15 protein-coding genes are annotated in these 19210 nt (G+C 73.1%); 9 read left to right on the plus strand and 6 right to left on the minus strand.

What is annotated here, in order from left to right; genetic code table 11:
* Positions 1-49: 49 nt before the first annotated feature.
* From CPH93_RS30730 to CPH93_RS30745, 4 genes are read right to left on the minus strand one after another with little or no spacing between them, the layout of a single operon-like run.
* Positions 50-1069 carry an ABC transporter substrate-binding protein gene (locus CPH93_RS30730; RefSeq protein ID WP_096214694.1) on the minus strand — a complete coding sequence of 340 codons (1020 nt, stop codon included), beginning with the start codon at positions 1067-1069 and terminating at the stop codon, positions 50-52.
* A 58-nt stretch (positions 1070-1127) separates the two neighbouring features.
* Positions 1128-1940 (minus strand): ABC transporter ATP-binding protein, encoded by an 813-nt coding sequence (locus CPH93_RS30735; RefSeq protein WP_093482004.1) that lies wholly within the window; start codon positions 1938-1940, stop codon positions 1128-1130.
* Complete coding sequence (locus CPH93_RS30740) at positions 1937-3010, minus strand: FecCD family ABC transporter permease (protein ID WP_096214695.1); 1074 nt, start codon at positions 3008-3010, stop codon at positions 1937-1939. Before CPH93_RS30740 ends, CPH93_RS30735 begins: the two co-directional genes overlap by 4 nt.
* Positions 3007-4017, minus strand: a complete 1011-nt coding sequence (locus CPH93_RS30745; protein WP_096214696.1) for a FecCD family ABC transporter permease — start codon at positions 4015-4017, stop codon at positions 3007-3009. The genes CPH93_RS30740 and CPH93_RS30745 overlap by 4 nt, the downstream gene beginning before the upstream one ends.
* A 315-nt stretch (positions 4018-4332) precedes the next feature.
* Here CPH93_RS30745 and CPH93_RS30750 point away from each other — a divergent pair, with 315 nt between their 5' ends.
* The 6 genes from CPH93_RS30750 to CPH93_RS30775 all read left to right on the plus strand — a co-directional run bounded on the left by CPH93_RS30750 (position 4333) and on the right by CPH93_RS30775 (position 11484).
* Positions 4333-5478: an FAD-dependent oxidoreductase gene (locus CPH93_RS30750; protein WP_096214697.1), complete on the plus strand. Its 1146-nt coding sequence runs from the start codon at positions 4333-4335 to the stop codon at positions 5476-5478.
* Between the two features lie 161 nt (positions 5479-5639).
* Positions 5640-6404: a VOC family protein gene (locus tag CPH93_RS30755; RefSeq protein WP_006607211.1), complete on the plus strand. Its 765-nt coding sequence runs from the start codon at positions 5640-5642 to the stop codon at positions 6402-6404.
* Positions 6405-6610: 206 nt separating this feature from the next.
* Positions 6611-7027: a hypothetical protein gene (locus CPH93_RS30760; RefSeq protein WP_093481999.1), complete on the plus strand. Its 417-nt coding sequence runs from the start codon at positions 6611-6613 to the stop codon at positions 7025-7027.
* Positions 7028-7222: 195 nt separating this feature from the next.
* Entirely contained in the window at positions 7223-8413 is a 1191-nt protein-coding gene (locus CPH93_RS30765) for an acyl-CoA dehydrogenase family protein (RefSeq protein ID WP_096214698.1), read from the plus strand.
* Between the two features lie 24 nt (positions 8414-8437).
* The gene (locus CPH93_RS30770) at positions 8438-9334 is read left to right on the plus strand and encodes an oxygenase MpaB family protein (protein ID WP_096214699.1); all 897 of its coding nucleotides are present in this window, start codon (positions 8438-8440) and stop codon (positions 9332-9334) included.
* A 32-nt stretch (positions 9335-9366) separates the two neighbouring features.
* Entirely contained in the window at positions 9367-11484 is a 2118-nt protein-coding gene (locus tag CPH93_RS30775) for a serine/threonine-protein kinase (protein WP_096214700.1), read from the plus strand.
* 39 nt (positions 11485-11523) lie between these two features.
* Here the strand turns inward: CPH93_RS30775 and CPH93_RS30780 are convergent, their stop codons facing one another.
* Entirely contained in the window at positions 11524-12831 is a 1308-nt protein-coding gene (locus CPH93_RS30780) for a glycoside hydrolase family 27 protein (protein ID WP_096214701.1), read from the minus strand.
* A gap of 179 nt (positions 12832-13010) precedes the next feature.
* Between CPH93_RS30780 and CPH93_RS30785 the strand changes: the two genes are divergently transcribed.
* The 3 genes from CPH93_RS30785 to CPH93_RS30795 all read left to right on the plus strand — a co-directional run bounded on the left by CPH93_RS30785 (position 13011) and on the right by CPH93_RS30795 (position 17460).
* On the plus strand, positions 13011-14594 hold the full coding sequence (locus CPH93_RS30785; protein ID WP_096214702.1) for a phytoene desaturase family protein: 1584 nt from the start codon (positions 13011-13013) through the stop codon (positions 14592-14594).
* 183 nt (positions 14595-14777) lie between these two features.
* On the plus strand, positions 14778-15881 hold the full coding sequence (locus CPH93_RS30790; RefSeq protein WP_096214703.1) for an NAD(P)H-dependent flavin oxidoreductase: 1104 nt from the start codon (positions 14778-14780) through the stop codon (positions 15879-15881).
* A 19-nt stretch (positions 15882-15900) separates the two neighbouring features.
* A complete protein-coding gene (locus CPH93_RS30795; protein ID WP_096214704.1) occupies positions 15901-17460 on the plus strand; it encodes an acyl-CoA synthetase in 1560 nt (519 codons plus the stop codon).
* A 168-nt stretch (positions 17461-17628) separates the two neighbouring features.
* Here CPH93_RS30795 and CPH93_RS30805 read toward each other — a convergent pair whose 3' ends face one another.
* On the minus strand, positions 17629-19197 hold the full coding sequence (locus CPH93_RS30805; protein WP_331716962.1) for a DHA2 family efflux MFS transporter permease subunit: 1569 nt from the start codon (positions 19195-19197) through the stop codon (positions 17629-17631).
* Between the last annotated feature and the right edge of the window lie 13 nt (positions 19198-19210).

The raw sequence follows: 19210 nt of genomic DNA on the forward strand, positions 1-19210 counted from the left end.
GAGGGGAGAAGAGGGGTGGCCCCCGGCGGGGAGGGGCCACCCCGGGGGTTCAGCCCTTCGGCAGCGGCACCCCGGTGGCCTTCGCCACGTCGGCGAGCATGTGCTCGGCGGCCTGGATGCCGATGCCGGACATCCACGTCTCGTCCGGCACGTTGAAGACCTTGTGGCCCTTGACGGCCGGCAGGTCCTTCCAGACCGGGTTGGACGTGACGTCCTTCTGCTGGGTCTTGCCGGGCGCGTCCGCGGAGGCCACGAACACCAGGTCCGCGTCGGCCTTGTCGATCTGTTCCGGGCTGACGTCGAGCATGGTCTTGGCCGGGTCGGTGGAGCTCTGCGACTTCGGGCGGGCCAGGCCGATGTCGTCGAGGACCACACCGCTGTAGGAGGACTTCTGGTAGAGGCGGGTCGGGCCGGCGACGAAGCGCACGACCGAGGCCGAGGGCATCTTGCCGTGGTACTTCTTCTTGATGGCCGCGCCCAGCGCCTTGGCCCGGGTCTCGTACTCCGTCAGCTTCTTGTCGGCCTCCTTCTCCAGCCCCAGCGCCTTGGCGTGGACCTTCAGATTGGCCTTCCAGGGGCCGCCGGTGGTCTCGGTGAAGACGGTCGGGGCGATGGCCTGGAGCTTGTCGTAGATCTTCTCGTGCCGGACCTTGGAGGACAGGATCAGATCGGGCTTCAGCGAGATGATCTTTTCGAGGTTGGGCTCCAGCAGCGGACCGACGTCCTTGACGCCGCCGATCTCGTCCTTGAGGTAGGTGGGGAAGCCGCCCTCGGTCTTCATGTGCGGCGAGACCGCGCCGACGGGCTTGACGCCGAGGGTGGTGACGTCGTCCAGCTCACCGGTGTCCAGGACGACCACGCGCTGGGGCTTGGCGGGGATCTTCACCTCGCCGCCCATGGCGCTCTTGACGGTACGTGGGAAGCCGGCGCCGGCCTTGCCCTGCGCCGCGTCGTCGCCGGCCGGCTTGCCGCCGCCGCAGGCGGTCAGCGCGGTGGCGCCCAGGGCGACGGTGAGCAGCGCGGCCGGCAGCCGGCGGGTGGTGGCGCGGAGGGGGATTCTGGTCAGCATGAGGGTGTCTTCCTTGAGGGGAGCGGAGGGAGGGAGCAAACGCCCGTGGGGGAGGCGGTCAGACGGTGACGGCGGAGTGCCGTTTCGCGCTGCTCTTCGGGACGACCAGCGGGGTGCCGGTCTCGGGGTCGGGGATCACCCGGCAGTCCACGTCGAACACGGACTTGACCAGCTCCGCGTCGAGGACGTCCGCCGGGGCGCCGGCCGCCGCCAGCCGCCCGTCCTTGAGGACCACGAGGTGATCCGCGTAACGGGCGGCCTGTCCGAGGTCGTGCAGCACCATCACCACGGTGCGGTCCGCCTCGGCGTGCAGCGCGGCGACCAGGTCGAGGACATCGAGCTGGTGCCGCAGATCCAGGAAGGTGGTGGGCTCGTCGAGCAGCAGCAGATCGGTGTCCTGGGCCAACGCGAGCGCGATCCAGGCGCGCTGCCGCTGACCGCCGGAGAGCTGGTCGACGGGCTGATCGCGCAGCTGAAGCGTGCCGGTGCGCCGCAGCGCCTCCTCCACCGCCTGCTGGTCCGCCGCCGACCAGGGGCTCAGCAGCCGCTGGTGGGGGTAGCGGCCGAGCCGTACCAGCGCCTCGACGGTGATCGCGTCGGGGGTGACCGGCTGCTGGGGGAGCAGCCCCATCCGCAGGGCCAGCGCCCGGGCCGGCATCCGGTGGATATCGGCGCCGTCCAGCGCGACGGTGCCGGCGGCCGGCGCCAGCAGCCGGGTCAGCCCGCGCAACAGGGTCGACTTGCCACAGGCGTTGGGCCCCACGACAGCGGTGACGGCGCCGCCGGGCAGCACCAGATCCAGGCCGCCGACGATCAGCCGGTCGCCGTAGCGCAGATCGAGTCCGTGGGTGGAAAGCTGATTGGCGGTCATCGGACACTCCTGTTCACGGAACTGCTCTGACGGATCATCAGCACCAGCAGCCATGGCGCGCCCAGAGTGGCTGTGACCACTCCGACCGGCAGCCCGCCGACCGGCAGCAGGTACTGCGCCACGAGGTCGGAGGCGAGCAGCAGCACGGCACCGGCGAGGCCGGACAGCGCCAGCGTCCCGGCGGTCGGCGGCCCAGCGAGGAACCGCACGATGTGCGGCACGGCCAGCGCGACGAAGGCGACCGGGCCGGTGAGCGCGGCGGCCAGCGAGGCCAGCACGATCGCGATGACCAGGACCTGGAGCCGGGCGGCGCTGGTGCGCAGGCCGAGCGCGCCGGCCGAGTCGTCGCCCAGGTCGAGGACGGCGAGCCGGCGGTTCAGTGCGAAGGCGACGACCAGGCCCAGCGCCACCGCCCCGCCCGCGGACCACACTTCGGGCCAGGTCCGCCCGTACACCGAGCCGGTCGTCCACTGCAGGGCCGACCCGGCCAGCTCGGTGGGGAAGCGGACGATCATGAAGCTCACCGCCGCGGTCAGGCCCGCCTGTACGGCGAGACCGACCAGCACCAGGCGGGTCACGCTGACCCCGCCGCGCCAGCCGAACACCCCGAGCAGCACCGCGGCGAGCAGCCCGCCGCCGAGCGCGGCCAGCGGCATCAGGGCCTGCGAGGCCCCGGCGGCCAGCATCGCCACCGCCCCGAACGAGGCGCCGCCGGTCACCCCCATGACGTCGGGCGAGGCGAGCGGATTGCGGAACAGCCGCTGGAGCAGGGCGCCGGCCACCGCCAGCCCCGCCCCCGCGACGATCGCCGCGACCATGCGCGGGGCCCGGAACTCCTGGACCACCAGCACCGTCGCGGAATCACCGAGCCCGAACAGGCCCTTGACCGCGTCGGCGGGCGGCAGCGCCATGTCACCGTTGGCCACGGACACCGTCACCAGGGCGCAGAGCACCACGAGACCGACGACGGCGGTCAGCGCGGTACGCCCGCGCGCGGTGCCGCGGCCGGTCCGGCGGCCGGCGTCCGTCGCCGCACCGTGCGGCGCGGCACTGCGTACGAAGCCGTTCATCGGGCCACCTTCCGGGCCAGCAGCGCCAGCAGCGGCGCGCCGAGGAACGCGCTGATGATGCCGACCTGCAATTCGGACGGGCGGATGACGATCCGTCCGAGGATGTCGGCGGTGAGCAGCAGCAGCGGGCCGGCGAGCAGGCAGCCGGGGACCACGATCCGGTGGTCTGAGGTGCGCAGCAGCTGGCGGACCAGATGCGGTGCGGCCAGCCCGATGAAGGCGAGCGGACCGGCCACCGCCACCGCGGAGCCGGCGAGCAGGACGACGGCCAGCCCGCCGGCGCTGCGGATCCGGGACACCGGCACGCCCAGCCCCTGCGCCGAATCGTCGCCCAGCGCCAGCGCGTTGAGCGCCGGGGCGATGGCCAGCGCGACGACCAGCCCGATCAGCAGGGTCGGCAGCACCGGGTAGAGCACCGCCAGCGGGCGTTCGGCCAGCGAACCGGCCAGCCAGAACCGCGCCTCGTCCAGCGACCGCTTGCTGGCCAGCATGACCGTCGACGTCCAGGACAGCAGGACGAGTTGCAGGACGGTGCCGCCCAGCGCCAGGCGCACCGGATCCAGGTCACCGGCGCGCCGCGCCAGCGCCTGGGCGAACAGCGCGGCGGCCGCGGCGCCCGCGAACGCGAACCAGATGTACTGGACGGGCCGGGTCAGATGCAGGGCGTAGATCGCGGTGACCACCGCGAAGCCCGCACCCGCGTTGATGCCGAGCGTCGTCGGGGAGGCGAGCGGATTGCGGGTGATGCCCTGGGCGACCGCTCCGGCGACCCCGAGCGCCGCGCCGACCGCGAGCCCGACCAGCGTGCGCGGCAGCCGAAGTCCCGTCACCACGAGGGCATCCCGTCCGTGGGTGGCGCCGGTCAGCGCGTCCCAGACGGTGGACAGCGGTACGGACCGGGTACCGAGGGCGAGGCTGAGGGCGGCACAGAGCGCCAGCGCTCCGAGCCCGACCACGAGCAGCGGAACGCGCCGCAGGAGCTTCGCGGCGGGCGGCGCATCGGGCACAGCGGGTGCAGTGGCAGATGGTTTGGTCGTCGACACGCGTCGCTACGTTAGGTTAGGCATACCTAATTATGCAAGCGTGGTTCCGTAGAAGTGACCAACTGTCCGTTTTGTCGGGCCGACGCTCCCTCAACAGGCCCTCACCGCCCCCGACCTGGGATGACCTACCCACGGCCGGCCCGCCCACGCACGCCTCCCCGCCGGCGCCCCCGTATGCGGATCCTGCGGGCGGGGCAGCGACCGGTGCCGTGCTGCACCCCGTGGGCCACTGTGCTTTTCTGGCCAGGGGGCTGCCGTTTCGCTCAGCCGAGGAGCGCCATGAACCCCGCCCCGCCCCGTATCGCCATCATCGGCGCCGGCCCCGGCGGGCTCCTCTGCGCCCGCGTCCTGCGGCGCAACGGGCTGCCGGTCACCGTGTTCGAGCAGGACGCCTCCGTCGCCGCCCCGGACCGGCACGGCGTACCGGAGCTGTGGCTGACGACCAGTCAGGCAGCGCTGGGCGAGGCCGGTCTCCAGGAGGAGTTCACCGCGCTCGCCCGCCCGGCGGGCCAGGGGCTGCGACTGCTCGACCACACCGCGACGGAGCTCTTCCGGCGCGCTCCGGCCCCCGGTGAAACCGGCGGGTCCGAGATCGGCCGGGGTGCGCTGCGCCGGCTGCTGCTGGAGTCCCTGCCGCCCGGAACCCTGCGCTGGGGCAGCTATCTGCGCACCCTGCACCCGCTCGGCGACGGCCGCCACACCGCCGAGTTCGACGACGGGCACACCGAGACCTTCGATGTGGTCATCGGCGCCGACGGTGCCTGGTCCCGGGTGCGTCCGGTCCTCTCCGACGCCACCCCCCACTACTGCGGCGTCACCTTCGTCGAGACCGGGTTCGAGGACGCCGACGCCCGCCACCCGCGGCTCGCCCGCCTCGTCGGTGCCGGCACCCTGCTGGCGCTCTCCGCCGGCAAGGGCCTGATCGCCCGGCGCCACGGCAACGGCCGCCTGCACGTGCAGGCCGCCTTCCGGGGTTCCCAGGACTGGGCGCTGGAGGCCGGGGTGACGATGGCGGACACCGACGCGGTCCGCGAGGTGTTGCTCGGCGCCTTCGAGGGCTGGGACGACCGGCTGCTGGAGCTGCTGCGGAACCACGACGGCGGATTCCGCAACCGGCCGCTGTTCGCCCTGCCGGTCCCGCACACCTGGACCGCCACCCCGGGCCTGACCCTGCTGGGCGACGCCGCGCACCTGATGGCGCCGTTCGCCGCCGAGGGCGCCGGCCTCGCGCTGCTCGACGGCGGGGAACTCGCCCGCGCCCTCGCCGGGGACCGCGACGCCGACGCGGCGCTCGGCGCGTACGAGGCGGCCATGCTGCCCCGCGCCGCGCGCGCCGCCGAGGCCGCCGCCGACGCCCTGGCCGAGGCCTTCGCCCCCGACGCCCCGCACGGCACCCTGCGCCGGCTGCGCGCCGACGGCCCCTGAGCTGTGGCCCGGTCGCCGCACCAGGGGCCGGTCCCGCCCGCTCCGGTTGCGGCCCGGTCGCGCCCGTCGGACCATCGGCAGCGTACGGCTACCGATCGGCAGCGGACGGACGCATGCGCAGCCCCGTCCGCCACGGCCCGGCGCGGAGGACGGAACACACCGTGAAGATCACTGAGCCCACTCCCGGTGCGCCCTGCTGGGTGGAGCTGGGCACCTCGGACGTGGACGCCGCCAAGGTCTACTACCGCCAGGTCTTCGGCTGGCGCGCCGAGACCGACCCGCGCCAGGAGGCGGGCGGCTACACCACGCTGTACCTGGGCGCCGCCCCGGTCGCCGCGCTGACCCCGCTCTACGCCCCCGGGCAGCCGACCGCCTGGACCGTGTCGTTCGCGACGCGGGACGCCGATGCACAGGCCGCGGCGGTCACCGAGGCGGGCGGGCGGCAGCTGATGGGGCCGATGGACGTCTTCGACCTGGGCCGCTTCGCCGTGCTGGCCGATCCGGAGGGCGCGGTGTTCTCGCTCTGGCAGGCCCGTTCCTTCGCCGGCGCCGCCCTCCTCAACGCGCCCGGCTCGCTCGGCTGGGTCGAGCTCGCCACCCGGGACGCCGAGGCCGCCAAGGCCTTCTACACCCGGGTCTTCGGCTGGACCGTCGGCACCCACGCGGACTACCCGCAGTGGGGCATCGACGGCGCCGACTTCGGCGGGCTGAGCGCGCTGGACGAGTTCTACCCGGACGATGTGCGGGCGCACTGGCTGCCGTACTTCGCGGTCGCCGACGTGGACGAGACGGCAGCCCGGGCCGCGGAGTCGGGGGGCATGCTGCTGGTGCCCCCGACGGACGTCCCCGACGGTCCGCGGGTCGCGGTGATCCGGGATCCCCAGGGGGGCTCCTTCGGGATCCACCGCGCCGGTGCCGAGGGCTGACCGGCGTCAAGGGCTGACCCGAGGGCTGACCGGCGTCGACTCGGGTCCGGACGCACGCCGATGACGGCTCGTCACCCGGCAACCCTTGCACTGTCACACGATTGGCTGCCTGTTCGTCGTTTCACCACATTCCGGGGGTGAAGTGCGCGTAATGTCCGGCTGTGCACCAATGGGTGGCATTGCGTGTCAAGAACAGGAGACCCCCTATGTCCACGACCGAAAACCTCGTGGCCCGAGGTAAAGAGCTCGCGGCCGGCGCGGGCGCACTGGCCGCAGCCGTCGCCGTCGGTGCGACGCTGTTCGCGGCCCCGGCCCAGGCGGCGCCCGGACCCCTCAAGCCCTATGGCGTCGTCACCGCCAAGAAGGGCCTGAGTCAGCGTCAGTACCCCAGCACCGACTCCTCCGTGCGGGGCTACCTCCGTCACCGCGCGCAGGTCGGCCTGGTGTGCAAGGTGCGCACCCAGAACGTCCGCGGCAACTCCGTCTGGTACCTGACGCGCGGCGAGCGGCCGGCCTGGGTCTCCGCGAAGTACGTGACCAACAGCGGATTCGTCAAGTACTGCAAGGACGTGCAGCACCATCGGGTGCAGCCGAGCAACCCGGCGAAGCACGCCGTGGGCTGATGGAGTCCGGGGAAGGCCCGGTCCGGTGCCGCGGAGGTGCCGGGCCGGGCCTTCGTGTGTCCGCGGCCGGTCCGCGCACCCTTCCGTATTTCTGGAACAAGTTCTACTGTGCCCCTCGATCCGGCAGCCGACGACCCGTCAGCTTCGCGGGCCGCCCCCGGGCCGGACGACCGGAGCGGACGAACTGGAGGGGCCGTGCACCTCGAATACACCCCCGAGCAGCAGCAGTTGCGCACCGAACTGCGCACGTACTTCGCCCGGCTGGTGCCGGAGGGCGCCGCGGCACGTTATGCCGCCCCCGCCGCCCAGAAGCGCTTCTACCGTGAGACCGTGCGCCGGCTGGGGGCCGACGGCTGGCTCGGCGTCGGCTGGCCCAAGGAGTTCGGCGGCCGCGGGATGTCCCCGATGGAGCAGTTCCTCTTCTTCGACGAGGCCGCCCAGGCGGGTGTGCCGCTGCCGCTGATGGCGCTGAACACCGTCGGGCCCACGCTCATGCAGTACGGCACCGACGAACAGAAGGCCTACTTCCTTCCCCGGATCCTCTCCGGCGAGCTCGACTTCGCCATCGGCTACAGCGAACCGGACGCCGGCACCGACCTGGCCGCCCTCAAGACCCGCGCCGTACGGGAGGGCGACGAGGAGACCGGCCACTACGTCGTCAACGGACAGAAGATCTGGACGACCAACGGCGACACCGCGGACTGGGTGTGGCTCGCCGTACGGACCGACCCCGACGCGCCGCCCCACAAGGGCATCACCATGCTCCTGGTCCCCACCAGCGACCCCGGCTACTCCTGCACCTTGATCAACACCCTGGCCTCGCACGACACCACGGCCAGCTACTACGAGAACATCACCGTCCCGGCCGCCCGCCGCGTCGGTGAGGAGAACAAGGGCTGGCGGATCATCACCAACCAGCTCAACCACGAGCGGGTCACCCTCGCCGCCCACGGCACCATGGCCATCCGCGCCCTGCACAACGTCCAGCGCTGGGCCGCCGACACCAAGCTCAGCGACGGCCGCCGGGTGATCGACCTGGACTGGGTGCGTGGACGGCTGGCCCGGACGCACACCAGACTGGATGCCATGAAGCTGCTGAACTGGCAGATGGTCGACGCGCTCCAGCACGGCACCCTGACCCCGCAGGACGCCTCCGCGGTCAAGGTCTACGGCTCCGAGGCCCGGCGGGACGCCTACGCTTGGCTGATGGAGGTCGTCGGGTCCGCGGGCCCGCTCAAGGAGGGCTCGGCCGGGGCGGTGCTCCACGGCGAGCTGGAACGCGGCTACCGCTCCGCCGTGATCTTCACCTTCGGCGGCGGCAACAACGAGATCCAGCGCGAGATCATCTCGTGGCTCGGCCTCGGGATGCCTCGCGTGCGGCGCTGATCCGGCAACGGGAGGTGAGCTGAGGTGTCCACGGACCCGGGGCTGTTCGGGCCCCGCTCGGTGACCTGGCAGCTGCACGGCGACCCGATGATGTGGATCGCCGGCGTCCGCGCGCTGTACCTCCAGGCGCTGCACCCCCGCGCGGTCCGCGGCGTGCTGCAGAACTCGGACTTCCGCCGCGACGCCTGGGGCCGGCTGCTGCGGACCGCCGACTTCGTCGGCACCGTCACCTACGGCACCACCGAGGACGCCGAACGGGCCGGTGCCCGGGTCCGCCGGATCCACCGCCGGCTGACCGCCGCCGATCCGGCCGGCGGCGCACGCTACCGCGTCGACGAGCCGGAACTGCTGCTGTGGGTGCACTGCGCGGAGGTGGACTCCTATCTGCACGTCCTGCGCCGCTCCGGCTGCCCGGTCGGCGACGAGGGGGCCGACGCCTACCTCACCGAGCAGCGCCAGAGCGCCCGGCTCGTCGGCCTCGACCCGGCCACGGTACCGGGCGACCGGGCCGCACTCGCCGCCTACTTCGCCCGCGTACGGCCCGAGTTGGCGCTCACCGCGGAGGCCCGCGAGGTGGCCGCCTTTCTGCGCCGGCCGCCGACCCCGGCGGTGCTCCGGCCGGCCCGTGCACTGCTGTGGCAGCGGGTGGCCCGCCTCGCCTACGGCGCACTCCCGGCGTACGCACACGACCTCTACGGGCTCCCCGCACCCCCGCCCGCCGCCGTCACCCGCCGGCTGCGCGCCACCGGCCGCCTGCTGCGCGCCCTTCCCTCCAGACTCCGCTGGCAGCTCCCGCCCCGGCACATCCTGCGCGCGGTCGAGCGACTCGGCCCCGACACCCGCCCAGCGCCCTACAAGCTCCGCCGTTCCCCCGCCATACTGGACGGGCAGCGGGGCACGCAGGGGGAGCTGCGCGGCTGACCGCGGAACGGGGACGGGGGCGGCGATTCACGGTGGCAGAAAACAGACTGATCCAACGGCGGTACCGACTGCTCGACACCATCGGACGCGGCGGCATGGGGGAGGTGTGGCGCGCCCGCGACGAGTCGCTGGGCCGGCAGGTCGCGGTCAAATGCCTCAAACCGCTGGGCCCGGAGCACGAACCCTCGTTCCTCCAGGTCCTGCGCGAACGTTTCCGCCGTGAGGCCCGGGTCGCGGCCGCGCTCCAGCACCGTGGCATCACCGTCGTCCATGACTTCGGCGAGGACGACGGCACCCTCTTCATCGTCATGGAGCTGCTCAGCGGCCGTAATCTCAGCCAGCTGCTGGACGACAACCGGCGCCAGCCGCTGCCCGTCCCGGACTTCATCGAGATCGCCGAACAGGTCGCCGCCGCGCTCGCCTACACGCACGAACAGGCCATCGTGCACCGCGATCTCAAGCCGGCGAACATCGTCAAGACCGCCGACGGCACGGTCAAGATCTGTGACTTCGGCATCGCCCGGCTCGGCCACGACATCGGTTTCACCGCCCGGCTGACCGGCACCGGCATCGCCATGGGCAGTCCGCACTACATGTCGCCCGAGCAGATCGGCGCCCACGGCGTCGACCACCGCAGCGATCTCTACTCGCTCGGCTGTGTGCTGTACGAGATCGCCACCGGCGTGCCGCCGTTCGATCTGGGCGACACTTGGGCGGTGCTCGTCGGACATCGCGACCGGGCGCCCGAGCCGCCGCGCACGCTCCGGCCCGACCTGCCGGAGAGCTACGAGCGGATCATGCTCGAACTCCTCGCCAAGGACCCCGACGACCGGCCCCGGGACGCCGCCGAGCTGGGCAAACGCCTTGCCGATGCCCGTCAGCCACGGCTCGCGCACCGCGCCGTGGCCGACCCGGACGAGGTGACCGTCCCGGCCCGCCCGCTGCCCTCCTGGACCCACGGCATGACCCCTGGCTCCGCGGCACACCTCGCCCGGCGGCCGTACCGCCCGGCGCCGGACCGGGCCGCCACGGTGCTCACCGACGCCTGGACCGGCGGGAGCGACACGCGGCGGGACGATGCCTCCCCGCCGGCCGGTGTCGCCGGCCCGCCGCTGCCCGACGACCGCCGCGCCGCCCTCGCCGCGCTGGCCGGCCGGCACACCGCCGCGCTGGACCTCGGCCGGCTGGGCCGGTGGGCGGAGGCGGGCGAGGCGCATCGCGCGCTCGCCGCGGAGCGGGCCCGGCTCCTGGGCCCCGACCACCCCGACACCCTCACCAGCCGGCTGGAGGCCGGCCATGCACTGGGCCGCCTCGGCCGGCACTTCGAGGCGCACCAGCTCTACGCCGAGGTGCTGGGCGGCCGCGACCGTGCGCTGGGCCCCGACCACCCCGACTCGCTGAGCTGCCGTCACCATGTCGCGCTCAACCTCGGCCGGCTGGGCCGGCTGGAGGACTGCCACACCATGACGCGCGACGTGGCCGAGGCCCGCGCCCGGGTGCTGGGCCCACTCCACCCCGACACCCTCACCACCCGCGGTGAACTCGCCTTCGTGCTGGGCAAGTTGGGGATGTGGGCGGCGGCGCTGCAGGTCTACCAGGAGGTCGCGGCGGCCCGCTCGGCCGTGCTCGGCCCCGACCACCCCGACACCCTGGCCGCCCGCTACGAGGTCGGTATCGGCCTCGGCCGGCTCGGCCGCAGCGCGGAGGCGCTGGCGCTCTACCGGGAGCTGGTCGCGGCCCGCACCCGGTCCCAGGGCGCCGACGACCCGGAGACCCTGCGCGCCCGGCACGGCCTGGTCGTCAACCTCGGCCGGCAGCACCGCTGGCAGGAGGCGCTGGTGGAGGCCCGCGAAGTGGCCGCGGCCCGCGCCCGGGTGCTGAGCGAGGACCACCCCGACACCCTGGTCAGCCGCCGGGAGACCGCCGTGGCGCTGGGCTGGCTCGGCCGCTGGGGCGAGGCGCTGGACCACTACCGCCGGGTCGCCGACGCCCGCGAGCGCGTCCTGGGCGCCGGCCATCTCGACGCACTGGCCAGCCAGAGCGACCTCGCCCAGTGCCTGGAACAGCTGGGCCGCGCGGACGAGGCCGCCGCCGTCCACCGTCGGCTCGCGGCACGGCGCCAGGAGCGCGCCGTACGCCGGCGGCAGTGAACGGGCGGCCTGCGTCCGCGGGTCTGCCGGCCCGCCGGCTCAGCCCGGGGTGACCCGGTAGAGCACGGTGCTATGCGGCGGGACGTCGCGCGCCACGATGGTCCCGTCGCTGTGCGTCCGGCGGCCGGTGACCAGGTCGTGCAGCCGGTAGGACCCGGCGTCCGGCAGACCGGCTGCGGCGGCCGTGACGGACAGGGTGCGCGCCGTGTCGCCCGAGTTGAACAGCGCGATCGCCCGGTCGCCGTTCTTCAGCGGCTTGGCCAGCACCGTCGAGCCGCTGTCCTGTTGCACGACCCGCCCCTGGACGCCGAGCGCGTCCTGGTCGACGGCGATGACCTTCTTGTTCCCGAGCACCTCGCGCGCCTGCGGGGACAGGCCGGCGACATCCGTGCTGGAGATCAGCGGCGCGGCCATCACCGCCCACAGCGACATCTGGCTCTGGATCTCCTCACGCGTCAGGCCCGTGTCGCCGGCCAGCAGGAAGTCCGGGTCGTTCCAGCGCCCCGGCTTCTGGAGGTCGGCCAGCTTCGCGTTGTAGCGGAAGTTGTAGAGGATGGACGACCACTTCGCGGCCGGGCTGTGCTGCTGGAGCGCCACATCCCGCCCCTCCCGCCACAGATTGCCGACCTCGGCCGACCAGCCGATGACCCGGTGCCAGACGCTGTCCCCGTCGTACTGGAAATAGGCCGGCGCCGACACCGAGAAGGTGATCGGCCGGCCGGTGTCCCTGAGCGCCTGGCTCATCTGCCGGTACAGATCCCGGTAGGTCTCCTCCTTGGTGTGCCCCGCCGCCACCGGCACGTTGCAGCCGTCCGCCTTGACGTAGTCCACCTTCCACCGGGCGAACTGCCGTGCGTCCTGGGGGAAATGGCCGAGACTGCCCGGATACCTCTCACACGTAAGGGTGCCGACGTCCTCATAGATCCCGAACTTCAGTCCCATACGGTGCAGCTGCCGCCCCACATACGCCATCCCGTGCGGGAACTTCTGCGGGTCCGCCACCAGCTCGCCCCGGGAGCCGCGCGCCTTGCTCATCCAGCAGTCGTCGACGGTGACGGTGCGGTAGCCCTTGTCCGCCAGCCCCGTACGGACCAGCGCCCGCGCATTGTCCAGGACCGTCTTCTCGTCGATCCGGCACATGTAGTACGACCAGTCGTTCCAGCCCATCGGGGGTCTGGGGGCCAGATTCGGGTACGCCCCGGCGGCCTGCGCGGCGCCTGGCGCGCGGGCCGGATCGGGGGCGGCCGAGGCCGGCGCGGGAGCTGCGAGCAGCCCGGCGGAGCAGGCGGCGACGGCGGTCAGTCCGGCGAGGGTACGGCCGGTGCGGGGTACCGGGGAACGGGACACGGGTCACCTCACGGGTGGGCGGGACGGCTGAGCAGAGGACGGCCGCGGGCGGTGCCGGGGCGGAGCACGGCCGGACGCTAGGAGCACCCCCCAGCCCGGTCAAGAAGCCGCACCGACCGGGGAGAAGGTTTCAGCCGCGTGCACCTGGCGACCCTGATCGGCGCGTGCTACCAAGAGGCATGCCGGAACGGACTTCGTATGACGCGGTCATCGTCGGCGGCGGGCACAACGGACTGGTCGCCGCCGCCTACCTCGCACGCGCCGGGCGCAGTGTGCTGGTGCTGGAGCGGCTGGACCACACCGGTGGTGCCGCCGTGTCGACCCGGGCGTTCACCGGGGTCGACGCCCGGCTGTCCCGCTACTCCTACCTCGTCAGCCTGCTGCCACCGAAGATCGTGCGGGACCTCGGGCTGCGCTTCGCGGTCCGCAAACGCACCGTCTCCTCCTACACCCCCGCCGTGCGCGACGGCCGCCCCACCGGACTCCTCGTCGGAAAGGGCGAGGCCCACACCCGTCGGGCCTTCGCCGAACTCACCGGATCCGACCGGGAGTTCACCGCCTGGCAGAGCTTCTACGGCGCCACCCGGCGGCTCGCCGGACGGGTCTTCCCCACGCTGACCGAGCCGCTCCCCACCCGCGAGGCGCTCCGCGCCGTCATCGACGACGACGCCCTCTGGCACGCCCTGTTCGAACGCCCCCTGGGAGAGCTGGTCGAGGAGACCTTCGCCGACGACCTGATCCGCGGTGTGGTGCTCACCGACGCCCTCATCGGCACCTTCGCCGGCGCCCATGACCCGTCGCTGCGGCAGAACCGCTGCTTCCTCTACCACGTCATCGGCGGCGGCACCGGCGACTGGGACGTCCCCATCGGCGGCATGGGCGCCCTCACCGACGCCCTGGCGGACGCCGCCCGCCGGGCCGGCGCGGAGATCGTCACCGACTGCGAAGTGACCGGCATCGCAACGGACGGCCGGACCGCGGAGGTCAGCTGCGCGGCGGGCACCATCGGCGCCCGCCGGGTCCTGGTCAACGCCGCCCCGCGGGAGCTGGCCCGCCTCCTGGGCGAGGCCCCGCCGCCACCCGCCGAGGGCGCCCAGCTCAAGGTCAATATGCTGCTCACCCGGCTGCCGCGGCTCCGGGACACCCGGGTGGACCCCCGCGAGGCGTTCTCCGGCACCTTCCATATCGCCGAGGGCTACCGCCAGCTGGAGGACGCCTACCAGCAGGCCGCGTCCGGCGCGCTGCCCGCCGCCCCGCCCTCGGAGATCTACTGCCACTCGCTGACCGACCCCTCCATCCTCGGCGCCGACCTGGTCCGCCAGGGCTACCAGACGCTCACCCTGTTCGGGCTGCACACCCCGGCGCGCCTGTTCATCGCCGACACCGCCGAGAAAGCCCCCACCCGCGACCGCCTCCTGGCCGCCACCCTCGCCGAACTGGACACCCATCTCGCCGAACCGCTCGCCGACTGCCTGGCGTACGACGCCGAGGGCCGCCCCTGCATCGAGGCCAGGTCCCCGCTCGACCTGGACCGCGAACTGGGCCTGCCGGGCGGCAACATCTTCCACCGCGACCTGGCCTTCCCGTACGCGGATCCGGAGGGCGAGCAGGCCGGCGGCGCACCGGGCCGCTGGGGCGTCGCGACCACGCACCCCACCGTCCTGCTCTGCGGCGCGGGCGCGGTGCGCGGCGGGGGAGTGAGCGGGATCCCGGGGCACAATGCGGCGATGGCGGTGCTGGAGGAGGGGCGCGGGGAGAGCTGAGGGCTGCCGGGCGGCGGGATCGGCACGTTCGCCGCGCCAGGCCGGCGGGCGGTGGGATCGGCCCGCTCGTCGTCCCGGGCCGGTGGATGGCGGAATCGGCCCGCTCGCCGCCCCGGTCCAAGTTTCTGACGTCCCATCAGAAATCCTCTTCCCTCGTACGGCCCGCTGCGGCATCCTTCGCGCATGCAGACGGAGCTGAGCAACACGCTGGGGATCGCGCACGCCGTCTTCGGGTTCACGCCCTTTCCCGCCGTCGCCGCCGCGATCACCCGGGCCGGCGGGTTCGGGGTGCTCGGTGCGGTCCGCTACACCGCTCCGGACGCGCTGGCCCGCGACCTCGACTGGATGCAGGAGCACACCGAGGGGCTGCCGTACGGGCTCGATGTGGTGATGCCCGCCAAGAAGGTGGCCGGCGTCAGCGAGGCCGAGGTCGAGGCGATGATTCCGGAAGGGCACCGCCGCTTCGTCACCGAACTCCTCGACACCCACGGGGTACCGCCGCTCGCGGAGGGCGAGGCGGCCGGCTGGCGGATCACCGGGTGGATGGAGCATGTCGCCCGCACCCAGCTCGACGTGGCCTTCGACTATCCCGTCAAGCTGCTCGCCAACGCCCTCGGCTCCCCGCCCCCCGACGTCATCCGGCGCGCGCACGACCACGGCATCCTGGTCGCCGCGCTGGCCGGCAGCCCCCGGCACGCCCGGCACCACAAGGAGGCCGGCATCGACCTCGTCGTCGCCCAGGGATACGAGGCGGGCGGCCACACCGGCGAGATCGCCACCATGGTCCTCACCCCGGAGGTCGTCGCCGCCGTCGACCCGCTGCCGGTGCTCGCCGCCGGCGGCATCGGCACCGGCGAGCAGATCGCCGCCGGGCTCGCCCTCGGCGCGCAGGGCGTCTGGCTCGGCTCGGTCTGGCTGACCTGCGAGGAGGCCGAGCTGCACTCCCGGCGGCTGACCGCCAAACTGCTCGCCGCCGGACCCGGTGACACCGTCCGCTCCCGCGCCCTGACCGGCAAACCCGCCCGCCAGCTGCGCACGGAATGGACCGACGCCTGGGACGACCCGAACGGCCCCGGCCCCCTCCCGATGCCGCTCCAGGGCCTGCTGGTCGCCGAGGCCAACTCCCGTATCCAGCGGCACGAGGTCGAGCCGCTGCTGGGCACCCCGGTCGGCCAGATCGTCGGCCGGATGAACAGCGAACGCAGCGTGCAGGCGGTCTTCGACGACCTCACCCGCGGCTTCGAGCGGGCCATCGACCGCATCAACCGCATCGCCGGACGCGCATGAACCCGAGGAGGACAGCGGAATGACCCCAGGCTCCCCACCGCCCAACGGCTTCTGGGCGCAGGCCACCGCCGCCCCGGACCGCACGGTCCTGATCACCCCGGACGGCGAGGAATGGACCGCGGGCCGGCTGCACGCCGCGAGCAACCAACTGGTCCACGGGCTGCGCGCGGCGGGCCTGGAGCGCGGCGACGCCTTCGCCGTGGTCCTCCCCAACGGCGTCGAACTCTTCACCGCCTACCTCGCCGCGTCCCAGGCCGGTTTCTACCTCGTCCCCGTCAACCACCATCTGGTCGGCCCGGAGATCGCCTGGATCGTCGCCGACTCCGGGGCGAAGGTGCTGATCGCACACGAGCGGTTCGCGACGGCTGCCCGACAGGCCGCCGACGAGGCGGACCTGCCGGCCGGACAGCGCTATGCCGTCGGTGCCATCGACGGTTTCCACCCCTACGCCCAACTCCTCGACGGACAGCCGGAGTCCGCGCCCGCCGAGCGCACCCTGGGCTGGGTGATGAACTACACCTCGGGCACCACCGGACGCCCCCGCGGCATCCGCCGCCCGCTGCCCGGCATCCCGCCCGAGGAGACCTACCTCGGCGGCTTCCTCGCCATCTTCGGCATCGAGCCGTTCGGCGACAACGTCCATCTGGTCTGCTCGCCGCTCTACCACACCGCCGTCCTGCAATTTGCCGGAGCCTCCCTGCACATCGGCCACCGCATCGTCCTGATGGACAAGTGGACGCCGCAGCGGATGCTCGCCCTGATGGACGCGCACCGCTGCACCCACACCCACATGGTCCCCACCCAGTTCCACCGGCTGCTCGCGCTGCCCGCCGAGACCCGCGCTGCGTACGACGTGAGCGCCATGCGGCACGCCATTCACGGCGCCGCGCCCTGCCCCGACCACGTCAAACGCGCCATGATCGACTGGTGGGGCGGCTGCGTCGAGGAGTACTACGCGGCGAGCGAGGGCGGCGGCGCCTTCGCGACCGCCGAGGACTGGCTCAAGAAGCCCGGAACCGTCGGCAAGGCCTGGCCGATCAGCGAGCTGGCCATCTTCGACGACGACGGCAACCGGCTGCCCGCGGGCGAACTCGGCACCGTCTACATGAAGATGAGCACCGGCGGCTTCCGCTACCACAAGGACGAGGACAAGACCCAGCAGAACCGGATCGGGGACTTCTTCACCGTCGGCGACCTCGGCCATCTCGACGAGGACGGCTTCCTCTTCCTCCGCGACCGCAAGATCGACATGATCATCTCGGGCGGCGTGAACATCTACCCCGCCGAGATCGAATCCGCCCTTCTCAGCCACCCCGCGGTCGCCGACGCGGCCGCCTTCGGCATCCCGCACGACGACTGGGGCGAGGAGGTCAAGGCCGTCATCGAACCCGCCGAGGGCCACCGCCCCGGCCCCGGGCTGGCCGCCGACATCCTGGCCCACTGCGCGCGCCAGCTCGCCGGCTACAAGCGCCCCCAGTCCGTCGACTTCCTCCCCGCCATGCCGCGCGACCCCAACGGCAAGCTCTACAAGCGCCGGCTGCGTGATCCGTATTGGGAGGGACGCGAGCGCGCCGTCTAGGCCGTTTCTGATGGCTCTTGCTGGGGTGGTGAATCAGCGCTTCGGCTGGGCAGGCGCGTCTTATGGTGCGGCGGCATGAGCTCACGGACGCGCAGTGGCAGAAGATCGAGGCGTTACTGCCCGCCAACGGCAAGCCCGGCGGGCAGTGGGCCGACCACCGCAGGGTGATCAACGGTCCGCCGCCCCCGGGGCCGTCCGCAGCGGCACCTCGCGGATCAGCCAGGCGGCCGCGAAGGCGACGGCACACAGCGCGGCCGTGCCGATCATGACGCTGTGCAGTCCGCCGGTGACCCCGGCACGGAAGGCGTCCCGCACCCCGTCGGGCAGCCCGAGCAGCACCGCGGGGGTCACTTCGTGGCCGCCGGTGATCCGCTCCCCGTCCCGGCCGAGCCGGTCCGTGAGGGTGGCGGCCATGCGGCCGGTGTAGACGGAGCCGAGCACGGCAACGCCGAGCGAGCCACCGATGGTCCGTAGCAGCGTGGTGGTGCCGCTGGCCGCGCCCATGTCGCGGGGCTCCGCGCTGTTCATGGTGATGAGCATCGCGGGCTGCATCAGACAGCCGAGGCCCAGGCCGAGGACGAGTGTCAGCGCGGAGGCCACCGCCGTGGCGGTGTCTGCGCCGACCATGAGCAGGGCCAGGGCGCCCGCCGTGGCGATCGCGCCGCCCGCGATGGGGTACCCGCGGTACCCGCCGCCGTTGGCCACCGCCCGCCCGATGAACAGCTGCGCGCCCATCATGCCGAGCATCAGTGGGAGCAGAAGCAGCCCACTTTCCGTCGAGGACATGCCCCGTACGAACTGCATGTACTGCGGCAGATGGCTCGCCGCGGCCAGCATCGCCGCGCCCACCAGGAAGCTCAGCACCTGGGCGAGCGTGAAGTTGCGGTCGCGGAACAGGCGCGGCGGGATGATGGGTTCGGGTGCTCGTCGCTCCACGTGGACGAACCAGCCGAGGGCGCCCACCGAGAGTGCGGCGAGCCCCGCGATCTGCGGTGAGATCCAGTCGTACGCCGCGCCGGCCCAGGTTCCGATCAGGGTGAGCGCCAGAACGCCCGCCGTGAGGAGTGCGGCGCCCAGGAAGTCGATGCGGGCCGGGCCGCGGTCGCCGCGCAGTCGGATGCAGAGTCCGACGATCAGGAGTGCGGCGGCGCCGACGGGCACGTTGACGTAGAAGACCCAGCGCCAGTCCAGCTGGTCGGTGAGGAAGCCGCCGAGCAGCGGGCCGCCGATCATGGCGACCGGCAGCAGTACGCCGATCATCGACTGGGAGCGCCCCGCCTGCGCGGGCGGCAGGAGCGTCCCGAGGAGGGCGAGCGCACCCACGAAGAGGCCGCCCGCGCCGAGCCCCTGGAGTGCCCGGAACGCGATCAACTGCCCCATGTCCTGGGCGAGTCCGCAGAGAACCGACCCGACGAGGAAGACCGCGATCGAGGTCAGGTAGCTGCCCTTGCGGCCGTACAGGTCGCCGACCTTTCCCCAGATCGGGGTGGAGACGGCAGTGGTGAGCAGGTAGGCAGTCACCACCCAGGAGAAGTGGTCCAGGCCGCCCAGGTCGCCGACGATCGTGGGCAGGGCGGTACCGACGATCGTGCCGTCGAGAGTTGCCAGGATGATGCCGAGCAGCAGTCCCAGGATGGCGAGGCGCGACGGTGGCGCCATGGCCGGCGGCGCGGTCGGCGACTGGTCGGCACCGGGCTCCGCTGTCTTGGGTGCGGCTTGCCCCATACGCTGATTCATGGTTTCCCCCAGT

Origin of the sequence: Streptomyces sp. 2323.1, from assembly GCF_900221035.1 — a bacterium.
Lineage (GTDB): Bacteria > Actinomycetota > Actinomycetes > Streptomycetales > Streptomycetaceae > Streptomyces > Streptomyces sioyaensis.